The 15,510-nt window shown below is 37.7% G+C and carries 14 protein-coding genes and 1 riboswitch; of the genes, 5 read left to right on the forward strand and 9 right to left on the reverse strand.

The features are described from left to right. Positions 1 to 8 precede the first annotated feature (8 nt). From CWB76_RS10800 to CWB76_RS10810, 3 genes are read right to left on the reverse strand one after another with little or no spacing between them, the layout of a single operon-like run. Entirely contained in the window at positions 9 to 683 is a 675-nt protein-coding gene (locus CWB76_RS10800) for a VIT1/CCC1 transporter family protein (protein WP_138607508.1), read from the reverse strand. Positions 684 to 687: 4 nt separating this feature from the next. Next, positions 688 to 1,767: a hypothetical protein gene (locus CWB76_RS10805; RefSeq protein ID WP_212751295.1), complete on the reverse strand. Its 1,080-nt coding sequence runs from the start codon at positions 1,765 to 1,767 to the stop codon at positions 688 to 690. Next, positions 1,742 to 2,806 (reverse strand): PD-(D/E)XK nuclease domain-containing protein, encoded by a 1,065-nt coding sequence (locus CWB76_RS10810; protein ID WP_138607510.1) that lies wholly within the window; start codon positions 2,804 to 2,806, stop codon positions 1,742 to 1,744. The genes CWB76_RS10805 and CWB76_RS10810 overlap by 26 nt, the downstream gene beginning before the upstream one ends. Before the next feature lie 292 nt (positions 2,807 to 3,098). On the opposite strand from CWB76_RS10810, the gene CWB76_RS10815 reads away from it, so the two are divergent. Continuing rightward, positions 3,099 to 4,037, forward strand: coding sequence for an RES domain-containing protein (locus tag CWB76_RS10815; protein ID WP_138607511.1), 939 nt, complete (start codon positions 3,099 to 3,101; stop codon positions 4,035 to 4,037). Positions 4,038 to 4,184: 147 nt separating this feature from the next. On the opposite strand, the gene CWB76_RS10820 is transcribed toward CWB76_RS10815, so the two are convergent. From CWB76_RS10820 to CWB76_RS10830, 3 genes are all read right to left on the reverse strand, one after another. After that, positions 4,185 to 4,637: a hypothetical protein gene (locus tag CWB76_RS10820; RefSeq protein WP_249363170.1), complete on the reverse strand. Its 453-nt coding sequence runs from the start codon at positions 4,635 to 4,637 to the stop codon at positions 4,185 to 4,187. Positions 4,638 to 4,875: 238 nt separating this feature from the next. Further along, complete coding sequence (locus CWB76_RS10825; RefSeq protein ID WP_138607513.1) at positions 4,876 to 5,574, reverse strand: DUF4760 domain-containing protein; 699 nt, start codon at positions 5,572 to 5,574, stop codon at positions 4,876 to 4,878. A gap of 296 nt (positions 5,575 to 5,870) precedes the next feature. Then, on the reverse strand, positions 5,871 to 7,088 hold the full coding sequence (locus tag CWB76_RS10830) for a tyrosine-type recombinase/integrase (RefSeq protein WP_138607516.1): 1,218 nt from the start codon (positions 7,086 to 7,088) through the stop codon (positions 5,871 to 5,873). Between the two features lie 138 nt (positions 7,089 to 7,226). On the opposite strand from CWB76_RS10830, the gene sbcB reads away from it, so the two are divergent. Further along, positions 7,227 to 8,678, forward strand: a complete 1,452-nt coding sequence (gene sbcB, locus CWB76_RS10835) for an exodeoxyribonuclease I (RefSeq protein ID WP_138607518.1) — start codon at positions 7,227 to 7,229, stop codon at positions 8,676 to 8,678. 210 nt (positions 8,679 to 8,888) lie between these two features. Here sbcB and CWB76_RS10840 read toward each other — a convergent pair whose 3' ends face one another. After that, the gene (locus CWB76_RS10840; RefSeq protein ID WP_138607520.1) at positions 8,889 to 9,770 is read right to left on the reverse strand and encodes an NAD(P)-dependent oxidoreductase; all 882 of its coding nucleotides are present in this window, start codon (positions 9,768 to 9,770) and stop codon (positions 8,889 to 8,891) included. A 120-nt stretch (positions 9,771 to 9,890) separates the two neighbouring features. Between CWB76_RS10840 and CWB76_RS10845 the strand changes: the two genes are divergently transcribed. Then, the gene (locus tag CWB76_RS10845; RefSeq protein WP_138607522.1) at positions 9,891 to 10,412 is read left to right on the forward strand and encodes a glutathione peroxidase; all 522 of its coding nucleotides are present in this window, start codon (positions 9,891 to 9,893) and stop codon (positions 10,410 to 10,412) included. Between the two features lie 83 nt (positions 10,413 to 10,495). After that, positions 10,496 to 11,476: a 2-hydroxyacid dehydrogenase gene (locus CWB76_RS10850; RefSeq protein ID WP_138607524.1), complete on the forward strand. Its 981-nt coding sequence runs from the start codon at positions 10,496 to 10,498 to the stop codon at positions 11,474 to 11,476. Positions 11,477 to 11,561: 85 nt separating this feature from the next. Here CWB76_RS10850 and CWB76_RS10855 read toward each other — a convergent pair whose 3' ends face one another. Next, positions 11,562 to 12,884: a sodium-dependent transporter gene (locus CWB76_RS10855; RefSeq protein WP_138607526.1), complete on the reverse strand. Its 1,323-nt coding sequence runs from the start codon at positions 12,882 to 12,884 to the stop codon at positions 11,562 to 11,564. A gap of 166 nt (positions 12,885 to 13,050) precedes the next feature. Between CWB76_RS10855 and CWB76_RS10860 the strand changes: the two genes are divergently transcribed. Continuing rightward, on the forward strand, positions 13,051 to 13,809 hold the full coding sequence (locus tag CWB76_RS10860) for a 4'-phosphopantetheinyl transferase family protein (RefSeq protein WP_138607528.1): 759 nt from the start codon (positions 13,051 to 13,053) through the stop codon (positions 13,807 to 13,809). Here CWB76_RS10860 and lysC read toward each other — a convergent pair. Next, positions 13,783 to 15,174: a lysine-sensitive aspartokinase 3 gene (lysC, locus tag CWB76_RS10865; protein ID WP_171039623.1), complete on the reverse strand. Its 1,392-nt coding sequence runs from the start codon at positions 15,172 to 15,174 to the stop codon at positions 13,783 to 13,785. The genes CWB76_RS10860 and lysC overlap by 27 nt on opposite strands. Before the next feature lie 75 nt (positions 15,175 to 15,249). Further along, a riboswitch (Lysine riboswitch) is annotated at positions 15,250 to 15,422 on the reverse strand. Positions 15,423 to 15,510 lie beyond the last annotated feature (88 nt).

Genomic DNA, 15,510 nt, shown 5'->3' on the forward strand with positions numbered 1-15,510 from the left:
ATTTTAATCTAGCGAATATTTGAAATGATTGAGAATAAATAGTCTTGCAAGATATTACTACACTCTATACTTCCTGATTGAGTTACTTTAGTAATAACTTTTTTGCCATTAACGTAACAAGACAGCTTACAAGATTTTAGCAACAGATTTCCCCCATTAAACTTTGCTTTGAGCACATCTAATGCATTAGACCTAGATTTAATTTTTACCTCTCCAGTACTTTTATCATCAAATACCAGATCGATAGCTGATATTTCATTTATTGTAACTTGTGTTGTAACTTCTGAAGTTAAAATTTCATCAATAAAATTAAGAATATTAATTGTTAAATTAGAGATATAAATTGGCTTTGCCAAGGTTTCCTCTAGTTTATCGATAAAGCTTCGAAGAGACCTAGGGGGGCACTTTAAACATACAAGATATATATCAGAATTAAGCTTATACAAAACAAAGTCAAAAATAGTAATGCTTAATGATTCGCTTTCTATAAGTTCTCCATTTGGCAGTCTAAATGACTGTTTATTTATTTGCTTTTCATAATATGATGCTTCAACTTTACAATCATCCTGCTCTAAAACATCAAAACCATATTCTACGGAATCACTTATAGGATATCGCAACATTGAGTTTACTATTTCTTGAGGCGTTATTCTGCAAGTAAGGTTAATCCATTTACTCTTCATAATCTTACTCCAAAATAGAAGAGAGAGCTCGATGAGCAGCTTCTTCTATAGCCCTATTAATTTTCCTTTCCTGCATAGATGTTAAGGCTTTGCGGGTTTTAGAATGTTTTCCGTCGGAAACATAACCGTAGTAGCCCTTCGCAAGGTATGAAAATTCATCTTTACCTTCAGGGTTTGAAAACTGAACTTCAAATTCATAAATATCTTCATCTACAGTTCCTTCAGCTTTAGCTCTCCATATGACTTTAGATAGGTAGAAACCGTCAGAATAAAACGTTACTAAGACATCTGACTTTAAAACATTTTGCCCTTTAAGAGATGCTTTTGTAATGTGGGTTCCAAGAGCAACACTACTTGAGTCATCTTGGTTGTCATCTTCATCATTTTTAGGGTGATATACAAAAACATCAGTTACATCCTTTAAAACATAACCTTCAATGTCATGAATGAGTTTTTGGAAAAAATCAGTTATCTTATGGTGATCTGTTATTGTAGATAAGTTAACGTTATCAGTTGGTAATTCTTCACCTACTTCAAGACCTATTTTATCGATTAATAACGCTTTCCATTCATCTACTGTCTTATTCTGTGGGTGTCTAATTACAACGCCTTCATCATTTTGTTCAATTAAAATGTTAGCTTCTTTGGTTGTAACTTGCTTGAACTCAGAATTATTATAATTGTAATCTTGATATATTACTTTGATATTGTAGCTGTCATCCTCATTCAGTTTCTCAACACTACACTCAGCACCAAAACTATTTACATCTTTAACTAATAGCTCTATAGCAGCCTCAATATCCTCGCTGTCTAATACTTTAGTAATTGTAGTACTGGTATTTTTCTCTTTTCGTGTATTTTTACCTAAAATATCCGATAGACGTTTATAGTCGTAATAGCCATGTGTAAAAGTCGAGAAGTAACTTGCTAAAGTTTCCCTTTTAGTCGATGGTGATGCGATAATTCCTCTAGACAAAAATAGTGATTTCAATTCAGGGTTAGTTACTTTTGACTGATTAATAGCATCAAACATAGCCTTATCACTTACACTGTACAAACTACCCTTCATCTTTTTTATCTCCATTTCGCCAGCCTACATCGATATCACTTACTCTTTCCTTAATCTGAGTGACCAGTGTAAAATTATTCTTGATTTCTTGTAATCTTTGATACTTGTAACTATCAAATCCCCATGCAGAAGCGTACTTTTCAATTGCATTATTAAATCTTGTCGTAATATCGTTACTTTTATCTGGATGAAGACATCTAATTCTAATAATGGAGTCACTATCTAACATTTGATTTTTTGACAATGTATCTAGCAAATAAACAAATTCATCAACTGTTTCGCCTCTACCATTATAGTAGACTACGAATCCAGCGCCATATTGTTCATCTCCATCATTAATAACTTTATCATGCCCGATAATCATAAATGGGGAACTGATCATTTCTAATGATGCTGCTCGGTCATATTTACTATAATTAGTTTTGTGTAAGTATAAATCGGGATAATAAAACCAATGCCGCTTTTGTTTCAAAAATGGAAATTTCTGTTCTGATATTAAGTATGCTAGGTCTGTTTTCAAAGTGTACAAATATGAAATCATCATAGGCTCAACAATATGAAGCAATTGATTTTTTTTAATTGGTAATGAGGCGGGATCAATTATTTGTCTTTTTTCATGTTTTTCTTTTAGAAAAAAAGTCTCATAAAAATTTTTGTCGTAGGTACCCTGATGATTGTAAACAAAAAGCATTCCTCTTATTTCAGTAGGTTCTTCATGATTACCATATCTTTCTTTCCAAATAGGGCTAAATTTAGCGCAATCGATCGTTTTTGCTAAAGATTTTAGAGCAGTTCTTACTGAGGCTACTGTAATACTATTTGTCGCATAACTTTTTAAGTCTGTGTTAAGTAAGATTCTTTTCTTTGTATATGGATCTAAGTAATGAAAAACAATATCGACTGGGTGTGTATGATTATCTTTGTTTGAATGTTCTTTAGCCTTCACGCACTCGAAATTAACATTACATAAATCCACACTCTCCCATTTAAGAAACGAAAAAATTTTATTTGAAACATCTTCTGCCATCTTTGCTATATTTTCAGTTTCGCTCACCCGTAACTCCCTATATTGTGGTAAGTATATTTAAAATGCTAGTCATACGGTATAAGGATAGTTATCATGGAAGTGAATAAGGTTTTATTATTTTTATTCAAATACCTATCAAAATACTTGAGCTACACATTCATCTTAGGTTAACTTTCAAACGAAATTTATACAATGTGGTTATTTATACAGGTAAGACAGTTGCATCTAATCCTAGATGTAAATCTGTTAGTGTAATTTTAATTGATATTATTAAAATTAAAGGGCTAACCTAATAGGATTATTATCTGGCGAAGGATTCATGAAAAATAAAAAAATTAAATTAAAACAATTAAAAAGCTCTTATAATGTTTTGGCTAGCGATATGTTTTATAAAGCTATTCTGGATATGTTACTAGAAGGTGCCCAGACAACTAATCTTAGATACACAGAACGAGACACAACAAAATTCACAAAGATAGCAAAGATATTATTCGGTGAAAAATATCAATCCGATTATTTCAAAGTTAGTACCTTCCCTGCCAATAATCGTATTTATCTACCTGGTGGAATATTTTATCGCTCAAGAAAAGTTAATTCAGATAAAGTTGATTATTTATATGATGACTTTTGGGAGGCCCCACCCCAATATGTAACTAAAGGACGCTTGAACAAACAAAAAGAAAGTATGTTATACCTAGCAGCAAAGACTCCAGAGACCGCTATAAAGGAGTCGAGAGTTTGTATTGGTGATACTTACATATTGATGCTCTATAAAGCTGTAAGTGAGATTGAGGTTGGTGAAATCGGTTGGGACTTCAATAATGAGGCTGTAGCATTTATGAGTACTCATTTTAAAAAGTGTGGCGATGTTGCCTATAATATTTCTGAACGTTTGGCAAAAGAAGTTTATCAATTTGAAAATGATGGGTGGAGCTATCCTTCGGTCATTCATGAATCAGGTGAGAATATATGTTTGAATTTGGAAGCAAAAGCAAAACTAGAACTTGTCGGAGCCTTCCTACTTGAACAAGGGATGGAAGAGCCTCAAAAGCTAGCTATTTTTGATATAACAAATAAGAACAAAATAAAAATACTGAATGATTGGGATTCACCGAATAGTAACGCACGTAAATTAAATGAATCATTTGATTTACTAATAGAAAAGGCACGAAAAGAAAATGAAGCTCTACTATCCACATATGCAAAAGCAAACAACCAACATACCACCTATAAAGCAGTCATTTTGCCAACTGAATAAACCCACTGAAATATCAATAAAGATATTTCAGTGGTAAATCTACTAAACCTGCTATTTAATTACAAGCTCCTCCACTTTTAATTATGTTGAAAATTCCTCAATACTTTCAATTAGTTACACTCTAAGCCGTGCACCAAAAGTTTCTCATTAAAATAGCTTCAAAAAAGGCTCTCCTTTCACAATAACTTTTGTTATATCTAATTTGTTAAGCTCCTTGGAGCTCATATTGAATAAATTAGCTTCAACTAAAAATACCGCTCTTTGGTTTTGCTTATCAACACTCAAAACTATAACTTTTGCGAATGTATTAGCTTTTTCAGATCGAACAAGCGCTTCACCTTCTACGTCACCAAATACAGTAAAGTTAGTATTGTTTTTTGAGCTTGATAAAAGCTCAATACCTTGCTTTATATCTTTCTTTTTTATCGCAAATGCATGAAAGTCGTTGTCATTTTTACCAAACGAAACAACCACTGACTCACCCGAACCAGGCAACATATTAAAAGAATCGACACTTATATAAAGTATCTTCTGCTGAAAATCATAAACATGAGAATAAATTATCAATGCTACAAGTATTATAGAGAAAAATATTTTCATGGGAATAAGCTCTTTTTAGCCTAGGACTAGATTATTGCACATAGGAAAATAAGCATAAAAAAAGCCCGTACTAAACGAGCTCACAGCTTTGTTTTTTAGTTCTAGCTAAATATGCCTTTTGCTTAATGGCGTTTATTCTATTGAGTACTGAATCGGGTATTTTTTTAACATTTCCCACTCTTATATCTTCATCTAATAAACGTAAAAATTGCAATGTGGTTTGCACTGTTCCATCTTCCTATTTTATTAGTCCAATAATAGCTGGTAAGCACGGAATAAACAGTAGGATATTGGCAATTATTAAATATTTAACTTCACTGCCACTTTTCTCGTTTGTATCAGTAAATAGTTCGTAAGCTTTTTCTAACCAGTGGAATGGCCTATTTTCTTCTGACGCTCTAAACTTTGGGTGCTTTTCCATTCGAGCTTGTTGTACAGTACGCCTTTCATTTATATAGGGCTCTAATGTTTCCCATATATAAATAACAGTTGAACCACGGTTGTCTTGAATTATACCTTTGTCGTAAAATCCTTTAAAAATACCTTCGCATAGATGCTCTAGCTCATTGAGATTTTCTAATACCGGTCTCATTTCTTCTATCTTTGCGCTATTTCTGGCAAGGTAAATTAGTGCATCGTGTTTTTGGCTTTCGTTATCTTTAAGGAAATCTTTTACGTATATGTACTCAGGGCCTATTTTCCCCTTTCCCTGATGAATTACATCAATAGTGTTTTTTTCACGAGTTCTTATGTTGTGGTTTGATACTGTATAATAAGCAGATGAAAGTGCGATTGTTGCCGATAACAGCACAGCCATAGCAGATGCTAATGGGAAATATGCTTTCGTTACTATTGCTGGCACACCAACATAAACTATGCTGCATACAAGAACGCCAGCTAAAAAGCTGGCGTTAATAAGTAGTATTTTTTGTCTCATTGTTAACCTAAGAAGTCTAGACCTTGATCATCACCCATTGCTATATGTTTAATCATATTTACTCCTAGTATATCTACTTTATAAAACTAATTAACCAAGCCTGTGTCTTACTCTTTTCGCACAAACATGTATATGAACTAAGTCCGGCAAATGTTGCTTCATGCTGTTCTTTAGCTCCCACTTACCGCACAAATATTTATTTATGTACACTAATATAATAAAGCTATTGACGTTCATGTCAACTTTTATGTATGTACAAATATACTTATCTACGTACGCATATCTTTATATAGGACTCATTTCTTTTGTAGCTCAACAATTATAGCTTTATCTATTAACTGGCAATAAAGCTCGTACCCATCCGCCTGTTCTTTAATCCAATCGTGTTTATTGTATATGGCCATTACTCCGCGCATTGTGTGGCCTAACATTTTTTCGGTTACGTGTGGTGCAATCCCATTCTCGCTTAGTAATGTAGATATTGAGCGACGGGCATCATGTGGTAAAAACTTAGGCATTTTATACTTAGTAAACAAGTGGTCCCACATTCTACAGCAATAACGATTAATGCTATGGGTAGTCATTGGTTTATGCGGGTTACTGCCAGGTATTAAATAACCGTTACGGCCATACACCATAGCAAGAGTATCTAAGATGTTTTTTACCTTGATTGATATTGGCCGGCGGATTGCTTTATTTGTTTTGGAGTTTTCTGGCGGTACCGTCCAAATGTTATTATCAAAGTCAAAATGTTCCCACTTGGCTAAACGAACCTCTGATTGCCTTGCGCCTGTTATATAAATTAGTTGTAGGCATGCTTTAGTTGCGGGTGTGGCTTTTGAGCTTTCTATTTGAATCCATAATTTTGCAATTTCATCAAAACGCATTACTCGCTGCCCTACTGATGCTTGCTCTCCTACATCATTTATATTTAGAGTTAGTACGGGGTTAAATGGTTTTACTTCACCACGCTTTTCAGCCCAGCCAATAATCGACTTGATACGTACCAATATAGTACCGGCGGTTTTAGAGCTACCTAATTTTTTCACATCATCAAAGTAACTGATCCAATCCTTAATGGTCATTAAATCAAGTGGCGTATTTTTATCATTTAAAATTGGCACAATCCATTTGCTAACTTGGTTTGTGTATAAAGCTTGTGTTTTTTCTTTTAGGTCAGGTACTTTTTTAGCTAACCACTTTGCTGCAATATCTGCCATTGTGGGCAAGCCCTTGGCATTGTTTCGCATGAGTTTAAGCTCGAGGCGTGGGTCTTTGTCTTGGCTTATCCAGTTTTGAAAGTGAGGTATGTAGTCTTGCGCTTCTTTTATGCTGAGCCCTGGATAACGACCAAGCGATATTATCACTTGTTTACCAGCTACACGACAACGATACTGCCATGTGATTACGCCTTTAGCTGACACCCTTACACTTAAACTATCTCTATGCGATAATACGCAGGGTGTTTGATTTTTACCTAGCAGCTTTCTTAATTTAGTGTCACTGATTGCCATTTAATATTTTATACACACTTAGCGAAAATTTTATACACTATTTTATACACACAATGCAGATATTACAACGCACTCGAAAATATAACAACAAACATAAAACAAAGTAAAACCTGCATAAATAAAGGGCCAAGAGAGAGAATGAGCGAACCAACATACTACGAAAACCAAGCAACAATCTACTGGCACGACTACGAAACTTGGGGGGCAAGCCCGCAAAAGGATAAGCCGAGTCAGTTTGCCGGTGTACGCACCGATCTTGATTTAAATATTATTGGCGAGCCGCTTATTGAGTACTGTAAGCCACAAGCGGATTATTTACCCCATCCTGAAGCGTGTTTAATTACCGGTATTACCCCACAAGTGGCGATGCAAAAAGGCTTAGTTGAGGCTGAATTTATTGCTAAAATTCATGCAGAATTTAGCGTACCCAATACCTGTGTGGCTGGTTATAACAGTATTCGCTTTGATGATGAAGTAAGCCGATATAGCTTTTATCGTAACTTTTACGACCCGTACGAACGTGAATATAAAAACAATAACAGTCGTTGGGATATTATAGATTTAGTGCGTGCCTGCTATGCACTGCGCCCAGAGGGCATTGAGTGGCCATTAAAAGAAGATGGCAGCCCAAGCTTTAAGCTTGAGCATTTAACCGTCGCTAATGGTATTGAACATGCCGCTGCGCACGACGCATTAAGTGATGTAACGGCCACTATTGCACTGGCAAGGCTAATTAAAGAGAAGCAGCCTAAACTGTACCAATTCTTTTTTAGTCTTCGCGGTAAAAAAGCACTCGCTGAAATGGTTGATGTGTTTAATATGACCCCATTAGTGCACACCTCTTCTCGTATTCCAGCGACCCAAGGCTGTACTACCTGGGTGGCACCAATGAGTTTTCACCCGGTAAATAAAAACGCAGTTATTTGTTTTGATTTAACCCAAAACCCGCAGGTATTACTTGATTTAAATGTGGAAGAATTACGTAAACGCTTATACACCAAACGTATAGATTTAGCGGATGATGATTTACCGGTAGGTTTAAAATTAGTGCATTTAAACAAGTGCCCTATTTTAGCACCTGCTAAAACGCTACTGCCTGAAAACGCTGCTCGCTTGGGTATTGACCGAGAGCAATGCTTGACTAATTTAGCCATTTTAAAAGCCAATACCGAGCTACGTGATAAAGTCACTGAGGTATTTAATGAGCAAGGCGATTATAGCGCGACCACGAACGTGGATTACTTATTATATGATGGCTTTACTAGCCATGCTGATAAAGCTAAATTTGCGATTATTCGTGATGCAAAGCCTGAAGACTTAGCAAGCCTAAAGCTTGAATTTGAAGATCCTAAATTTAATACTTTGCTGTTTAGATACCGCGCCCGTAACTGGCCACAAACGCTAAACCAGCAAGAGCTTGATCAATGGCGTCAATATTGCCAAAGCAAGTTAATGCATAGCGAAGATCAGCCATCAATCAGCGCACAAGATTTTATGATCACCCTTGAAAACTTAGCGCATGAACATGATGACAGCGAAAAAAATCTAACAATTTTAAAAGCCTTATATAACTACGCGCAAAGCATGTAATTTACTGTAGTTTATATAACGCATAAAAAACGCGACCCTTTAGCAAAAAAGTGTCGCGTTTTTTGTTATTAGGTAAAAACCAAAAAGCTATCTCAACAAAAGAGGTAAATGAGAAAACATAAAACCAACATTCTTTTTATGTTTATCACTTCCTCTAAAAGCGCAGCGTATCTTATCCTCTTTGTGAATAATGTACTTTTACCAATTACATTACTTTTTATGCATTGCTTCGATACGCGCTAATAAGCTTGAAGTGTCGTATCGTCCGCCGCCAAGAGCCTGGACATCGGCGTAGTATTGATCGACCGTTGCAGTCATTGGCAGCGTTGCACCATTATTTTTAGCTTCATCAAGGGCAATGCCTAAATCTTTGCGCATCCAATCTACAGCAAAGCCAAATTCGTACTCACCTGCCCACATTGTTTTGTAACGGTTTTCCATTTGCCACGAACCAGCAGCGCCTTTAGAAATGGTTTCTATTACTTTTTCGCCATCAAGCCCCGCTTGTTTGGCAAAATGTAAGCCCTCAGCTAACCCTTGCACTACACCTGCAATACAAATTTGGTTAACCATTTTACATAATTGCCCTGAGCCCGCCTCGCCTAAAAGCTGACTAAAACGGCTAAATGCCGCCATGATAGGTTGTGCTTTAGCAAATACGGCTTCGTTGCCACCCGCCATCACGGTTAACACCCCATTTTCAGCGCCAGCTTGACCGCCCGATACCGGCGCATCAATAAAGTCGATATGCTGTAAAGCCGCTTTTGCCGCTACTTCACGTGCCACTTCTGCTGAGGTAGTTGTGTGGTCAATTAAAATTGTGTTTTCGTGCATACCTGCTAGCACACCGTCATTGCCGTATACCACTGACCGTAAGTCGTCGTCATTGCCAACACACATAAATACTATATCGGCACCACTTGCAGCTTCACGCGGGGTAGGTGCAAAACTGCCGTTAAAATCTTCAACCCATTTTTGTGCTTTAGCTGCTGTGCGGTTATAAACACATACGCTGTGCCCCGATTTTGCTAGATGCCCTGCCATTGGGTAACCCATTACGCCTAAACCTATAAATGCAATTTTAACTGACATAAAAATGACCTATTTAACTGATAACTTAGAAACATAAGCTCGATTATGTCAATCGGCCGCTAAAAAAGCGAATGAAAGTCTTTTAAAATTTCCCGCATAAGGAAATTAGGTAGGTAACCTATGGATAGCATTTATCAATTTAACGCACAACTTTGTAATAACAGTGATTTTCCTTTGAGCCAGTTAAAAGGAAAAACGGTTCTTATTGTAAATACAGCAAGCAAATGTCATTTTTCGGCGCAATTATGTGCGCTTGAAAAGCTATACCAACAATACAAAAGCGATGGGTTTACTATTTTAGCCTTTCCATGCAATCAGTTTGATAAAAACGAACCATTAGAGGGCATGGCAATAAAAGACTACTATCAAAAACACTTTGCAATTAATTTTGAAGTCTTTGATAAGGTTATGGTGAATGGCCCAGATACACACCCCTTGTTTAGTTATTTAAAATCACATACGCGTGGAATTGCACAAAACCGTGCCATAAAGTGGAACTTCACTAAGTTTTTAATTAATGCTCAAGGACAACTAATTGCGCGCTATGCGCCGCGCACTAAACCAGAGTCATTACACAGCGTAATAACAAGCAGTTTAGGGTCAACGCCGATTATAAAAACAGCAAACACTCGTTTTGGTTAGGCATCTATAATAAAAATGGTTTATGGTAGGTGTAACTAGGCTTGGTTTTCACTTAGCCCACTAAGTTAGTAGGATAGTAATAAATGAAAATTGCTTTTTTTAGTGCTCAAAAATACGAGCGGCCTTTTTTTGAACAAAGCTTAACTGGCTTTTCTAACATCGCTATTACCTATTTTGAGCAAAGTTTATCGGCGCACACTGCGGTTTTAGCTAAAGAATTTGATGCGGTATGCGTATTTGTAAACGATTCGGTAGATAAAGCGGTTATTGAGCAACTGGCTATATTTGGGGTTAACACCATTTTACTGCGCTGTGCGGGTTTTAATAATGTAGATTTAGCCGCTGCTAAACAGCATGGTATGCGTGTTCTGCGCGTTCCGGCTTACAGCCCTGAGGCAGTCGCAGAGCATTGTATTGCACTTATGCTTACGCTTAGCCGTAAAACCCATAAAGCTTATAACCGCGTACGTGAAGACAATTTTGACTTAAACGGCTTACTTGGCTTTAACTTACATAATAAAACGGTGGGTATTATTGGCTGCGGTAAAATTGGCCAAGCATTGTGTAATATATTAACCGGTTTCGGCGCTCACATTTTAGTGTGCGATCCTAATGCACAAGGTGGTAATTACACAATTACTGATTTAAACACCTTGCTTACACAAAGCGATATCATTTCTTTGCATTGCCCGTTAAACGAGCACACCCATCATTTAATTGACGATGACGCATTTGCAGCGATGAAAACAGGAGTTATGCTAATAAACACCTCGCGCGGTGCATTGGTTAATAGTAAAGCGTGTATTAAGGCACTTAAATCACAAAAACTAGGTTATTTAGGGCTTGATGTGTACGAGCAAGAATCAGAGCTGTTTTTTAAAAACCACAGCGACGATATAAACCAAGACGATATTTTCTCTCGCTTGGTAAGCTTTAAAAATGTATTGATCACCGGCCATCAAGGCTTTTTTACTCAAGAAGCGCTTACAGAAATTGCCAATATCACCTTACAAAATGCATTTGAGGTTACTCAAGGAAATAGCTTAACAAACGAAGTGCTATAGCGCGGCTAAACAAAAAGCAAAAAAGCGAACAAAATATAGTGTTCGCTTTTTTTGTTATCAATAACACATGAGTTGTTGTTGTATTCTAGCCAAACGCAACGTTTGCAAATACTAAGGTCATTAGTACTGGGCAGACAAAACGAATGTACAGAGCAAACCAATAATGTGCACCAGAACTTGCTTGATGAAGCTTATTACCACGCTGCCATAACCAGCCCACTGTAATAAAATAAAACAGTCCCATCAACGGGAGTTGGTATTGGGTAAATACCATAATAACCAAACCAAATAGCCAATCAAAATTAACAATAATAGTACTGGCACAAACAAATACAATGGCGCTAACGGCCCATGTAGCTTTGGTTCTATCTACGCTGTGGTTTTCTACTAAAAAAGCCACAGGAATTTCAGTCGATGAAATGGTTGATGTAACTGAAGCAATCGACATCAATACAAAAAATAGTAAGCCAACCAATAAACCAATTTCACCCATGGTGCCAAATAACTCAGGTAATATGGCAAAAATAAGCTGCCCTTCACCAATTAGCTTGCCGTTGCTAAATACTTCAACGCCATTGAACTGCGCCACATATATAGCCGGTATAATTAATAGTCCAGCTAAAAATGCCACGCTGGTGTCGAGTAACGCAACACTTGCAGTCAATTTTGGTAAGTTAGCACCAGGCTTTAAATAAGAGCCATAAATCATCATACAGCCCACACCCAGTGATAATGAGAAAAACGCTTGCCCCATTGCGGCAATAATTAAATCGGGGTCGAGTATTTTACTAAAGTCAGGCACTAAATAGGCCGCAAACCCTTCGCTGGCACCCTCTAAGGTAGCAATGTAAGCAATTAGGCCAACGAGTAAAACAAGTAATAATGGCATTAAACGGCGCGACCAGGTTTCAATTCCTGATTTAACACCTTTTAAAATAATGCTGGCGGTTAAAATAAGCATCAGCGGCGTAAATATAAAATTACGTAGCATAGAGTCGCTATGTAAAAACTCACTTAAGCTCTGTAAGCCTAGAAAGGTGGTTATAGGCTCTATGGCGTAAGAAAGCATCCAACCTGCCACTATTGAATAAAAGCTTAACATGACAATTGCGCCAGCTAAGCCTATATAACCTGCAGCAGCGCCAACTTTAGGCGCATGGTCTTGCCATGCTTGGCCTAAGGCTTTAACCGGATTAGCTTGGGCTTTGTAGCCTAAATACAGCTCGGTGTATAACGCGGGAAGCGCTAGCAAAAAAATAACAATAAAGTACACCAATAAAAATGCGCCGCCACCATGGTTAGCAGCCTGTGTAGGAAAACCCCATATATTGCCTAAACCTACCGCAGCACCGGCTGCTGCCAATACAAAACCAAGTCGACTTTGAAAACCATCACGCACTTGTGTCATACACCTACAAATCTGTTATTATTTTATCGAATGTGAATTAAACCATATTTAAGGGCGACTGAGTAATAAAAATGTACTTAGCGCGCATAACAGCAAACAACCGCTCACAAACTATCCAGCTTATAACGATAACTATGTAATCGGTATTCACTTTTAACGAGCAATAATGAGTTCAGCTTACTTCGACAATCAGTTATTACACACCCCGCTTGCTGAGAATAATAACCACACCATTTTATTATTTGATGCCAGCCAATTGCAGGTTGATGAGCTAACACTTACACAGTTTTTAAGCCCGTTTGAATTAAGTGTCATCGCGCGTCGTAAAACGCCTCAAGCAAAACAAGAATATGTAGCAACGCGGCTGTTACTAAAATATTTAGTCAAAAGTGTATTACCTAGCAGCAGTAATATAACGCTTGATAAAATCAGCTCTGAATTTAATCAACAAACCAGTAAGCTTGAGCTAAATATAAATAACAACCAGGTGTATAGTTGCTGTGTGTCACACTCTCATGGTTTGGTAGGCGTGGCGCTAAATATTGATCATTCGCTATTTGGTTTTGATATAGAAAAAATCAGTTTAAAACGGCCATTTGAAAAACTCGCAAAGCACTTTTATGATGCTGCAGAAGTGGCACTTATAACTAAGCAACCATGCACAGCTGCTAAAGCGGCGACATTTTTTAGGCTTTGGACATTAAAAGAGGCATTAGCAAAAGCAACCAGCCGCCCTATTGCCCAGCTATTAAGCCCTAATGTATTTTGTGAGCTTGGCAACAGGCAACTAAGTGCAACCAGCACCACATTAACAAATGATGTAAACGAGCAGTTTGATATAAGCGTTGTGGCAAAAAAAAGCACCGACTGGCGGTGCTCATTCATCTCATTTTCAGCGTTAAGCAGCAAGCTCGCCTTCAAGTAGTCGGCTATGAATAGCTTGAACCACAGCATCAGATTCACTTTGCTCAACTAAAAAGCACAGGTTATGTTTACTCGCACCATGGCAAATAAGACGAATGTTAAATTCGCTCAACACCTGCATTAAATTCATTTCGTGTTGACGCAATACAATTTCAGACCCAATAAGTGCTACTAGGGTTAAATTGTTCTCAACCGATACATGGCAAAATTCAGCAAGTTTATCTAAGCATTCTTGATCTAGCTCTGGGCGTGATGCATTAGGCGCATTATCAAGGGTAATTGCTACACTAATTTCAGAGGTGGTAACCAAATCTACCGAAATATTACATTCACTTAAAATAGTAAAAATACGCGCTAAAAAACCACTCGCTAATAGCATTTCAGGGCTTTTTAAGGTCAGTAATATTTGGTTTTTACGTTGCGTGACCGCACGAATACCAGGTAACTGCGATTTTTCACGTTCAATCCAAGTGCCCCCACGCTCTGGCTCTGTGCTTGAGCCAACAAACACATTTATATGGCTGCGACTGGCTGGCAAAATTGTAGCTGGATGCAGCACTTTAGCGCCAAAAGTGGCCATTTCTGCCGCTTCATCAAAGCTTAAACGCGCAATAGGTGTGGCTTTTACACACAAACGCGGATCGGTGCTAAAAATCCCCACTACGTCGGTCCAAATATGCACACTTTTAGCGTTAATTGCTTCAGCTAACAAGGCGGCACTGTAATCAGAGCCACCGCGACCCAGTGTGGTGGTTACATTGTTTTCATCGCTGCCAATAAAGCCCTGAGTAACAATTACATTGTTATCTAGTAAAGGAATTAAATGCTCTTTAGCTGCAAGCGCTGTGGCGGTTACATTAGGGGTGGCTTTACCAAATTGGCTATCGGTTTTAAGCACCTGGCGAACATCAAAACGCTGCGAATTTAAGCCCTTTAAGCGCAATACTTGAGTAAATAAATACGACGATAAACGCTCGCCAAAGCTGAGTAACTCATCGTGTTGCTGCTCTGTTGTCAGTATTTGATGTGCCAGTGTTTGGAAGTCATCGAGGGTGTTATTAAAACCAAGCGCTAAATCATCATCTAGGGTCAGATCAGTTAAAATTGCCTGCTGAATAGCAAGTACACCGTCAACATGCTGCTGACGTTCAGCGGCATCAATATCGGCTTTGCAAAGTGCCACCAAGTGATTAGTTACACCGGCGCTGGCGCTCACTGCAACAATTCGAACGCTGCTATCGTTTACAATGATTTCGCTACAACGGCTCATCGCCTCAAAGTTAGCAACGCTGGTGCCACCAAATTTGGCAACAATGTAATCTGATTTTGTGCACTGTGAACTTTGTGGCACTGATTGGGTAGTCATTTCGTCTCCTTTCGCGGCATCCAAACCGCAATAAAACAAGAAGAACTTGGCAGGAAATAAAGATAAGAAAAATCTACTGCCAGAAGCTCTCCACCTAAATTGGTGACAGTTTTGAGGATTCAGCCCCATAAACCGAAAAACAATGGTAACGACCCATTATTTTCCTCGGCGAGTACTTCCCTCCTTAATGGTCGCAGGCTGTCGTTGCCTCACATTAAGTACCTAAGTATCGCACCTCTTCTGAATGTATTATTAACCTGTGGCTAATAAAACAAAACCGCACTAAGAGTGCGGCTTTGAAAGTTATCGTTTAGACGTCTAGCTGTCAAGTCGTTT

The organism is Pseudoalteromonas sp. S1609, from assembly GCF_005887255.1.
Taxonomy (GTDB): Bacteria; Pseudomonadota; Gammaproteobacteria; order Enterobacterales; family Alteromonadaceae; genus Pseudoalteromonas.

What these genes read in the sequence shown, in the direction of transcription:
- CWB76_RS10800 (WP_138607508.1), bottom strand. Translation starts at nt 683, where the DNA reads ATGAAGAGTAAATGGATTAACCTTACTTGCAGAATAACGCCTCAAGAA.
- CWB76_RS10805 (WP_212751295.1), bottom strand. Translation starts at nt 1,767, where the DNA reads ATGGAGATAAAAAAGATGAAGGGTAGTTTGTACAGTGTAAGTGATAAG.
- CWB76_RS10815 (WP_138607511.1), top strand. Translation starts at nt 3,099, where the DNA reads ATGAAAAATAAAAAAATTAAATTAAAACAATTAAAAAGCTCTTATAAT.
- CWB76_RS10820 (WP_249363170.1), bottom strand. Translation starts at nt 4,637, where the DNA reads ATGAAAATATTTTTCTCTATAATACTTGTAGCATTGATAATTTATTCT.
- CWB76_RS10825 (WP_138607513.1), bottom strand. Translation starts at nt 5,574, where the DNA reads ATGAGACAAAAAATACTACTTATTAACGCCAGCTTTTTAGCTGGCGTT.
- CWB76_RS10830 (WP_138607516.1), bottom strand. Translation starts at nt 7,088, where the DNA reads ATGGCAATCAGTGACACTAAATTAAGAAAGCTGCTAGGTAAAAATCAA.
- sbcB (WP_138607518.1), top strand. Translation starts at nt 7,227, where the DNA reads ATGAGCGAACCAACATACTACGAAAACCAAGCAACAATCTACTGGCAC.
- CWB76_RS10840 (WP_138607520.1), bottom strand. Translation starts at nt 9,770, where the DNA reads ATGTCAGTTAAAATTGCATTTATAGGTTTAGGCGTAATGGGTTACCCA.
- CWB76_RS10845 (WP_138607522.1), top strand. Translation starts at nt 9,891, where the DNA reads ATGGATAGCATTTATCAATTTAACGCACAACTTTGTAATAACAGTGAT.
- CWB76_RS10850 (WP_138607524.1), top strand. Translation starts at nt 10,496, where the DNA reads ATGAAAATTGCTTTTTTTAGTGCTCAAAAATACGAGCGGCCTTTTTTT.
- CWB76_RS10855 (WP_138607526.1), bottom strand. Translation starts at nt 12,884, where the DNA reads ATGACACAAGTGCGTGATGGTTTTCAAAGTCGACTTGGTTTTGTATTG.
- CWB76_RS10860 (WP_138607528.1), top strand. Translation starts at nt 13,051, where the DNA reads ATGAGTTCAGCTTACTTCGACAATCAGTTATTACACACCCCGCTTGCT.
- lysC (WP_171039623.1), bottom strand. Translation starts at nt 15,174, where the DNA reads ATGACTACCCAATCAGTGCCACAAAGTTCACAGTGCACAAAATCAGAT.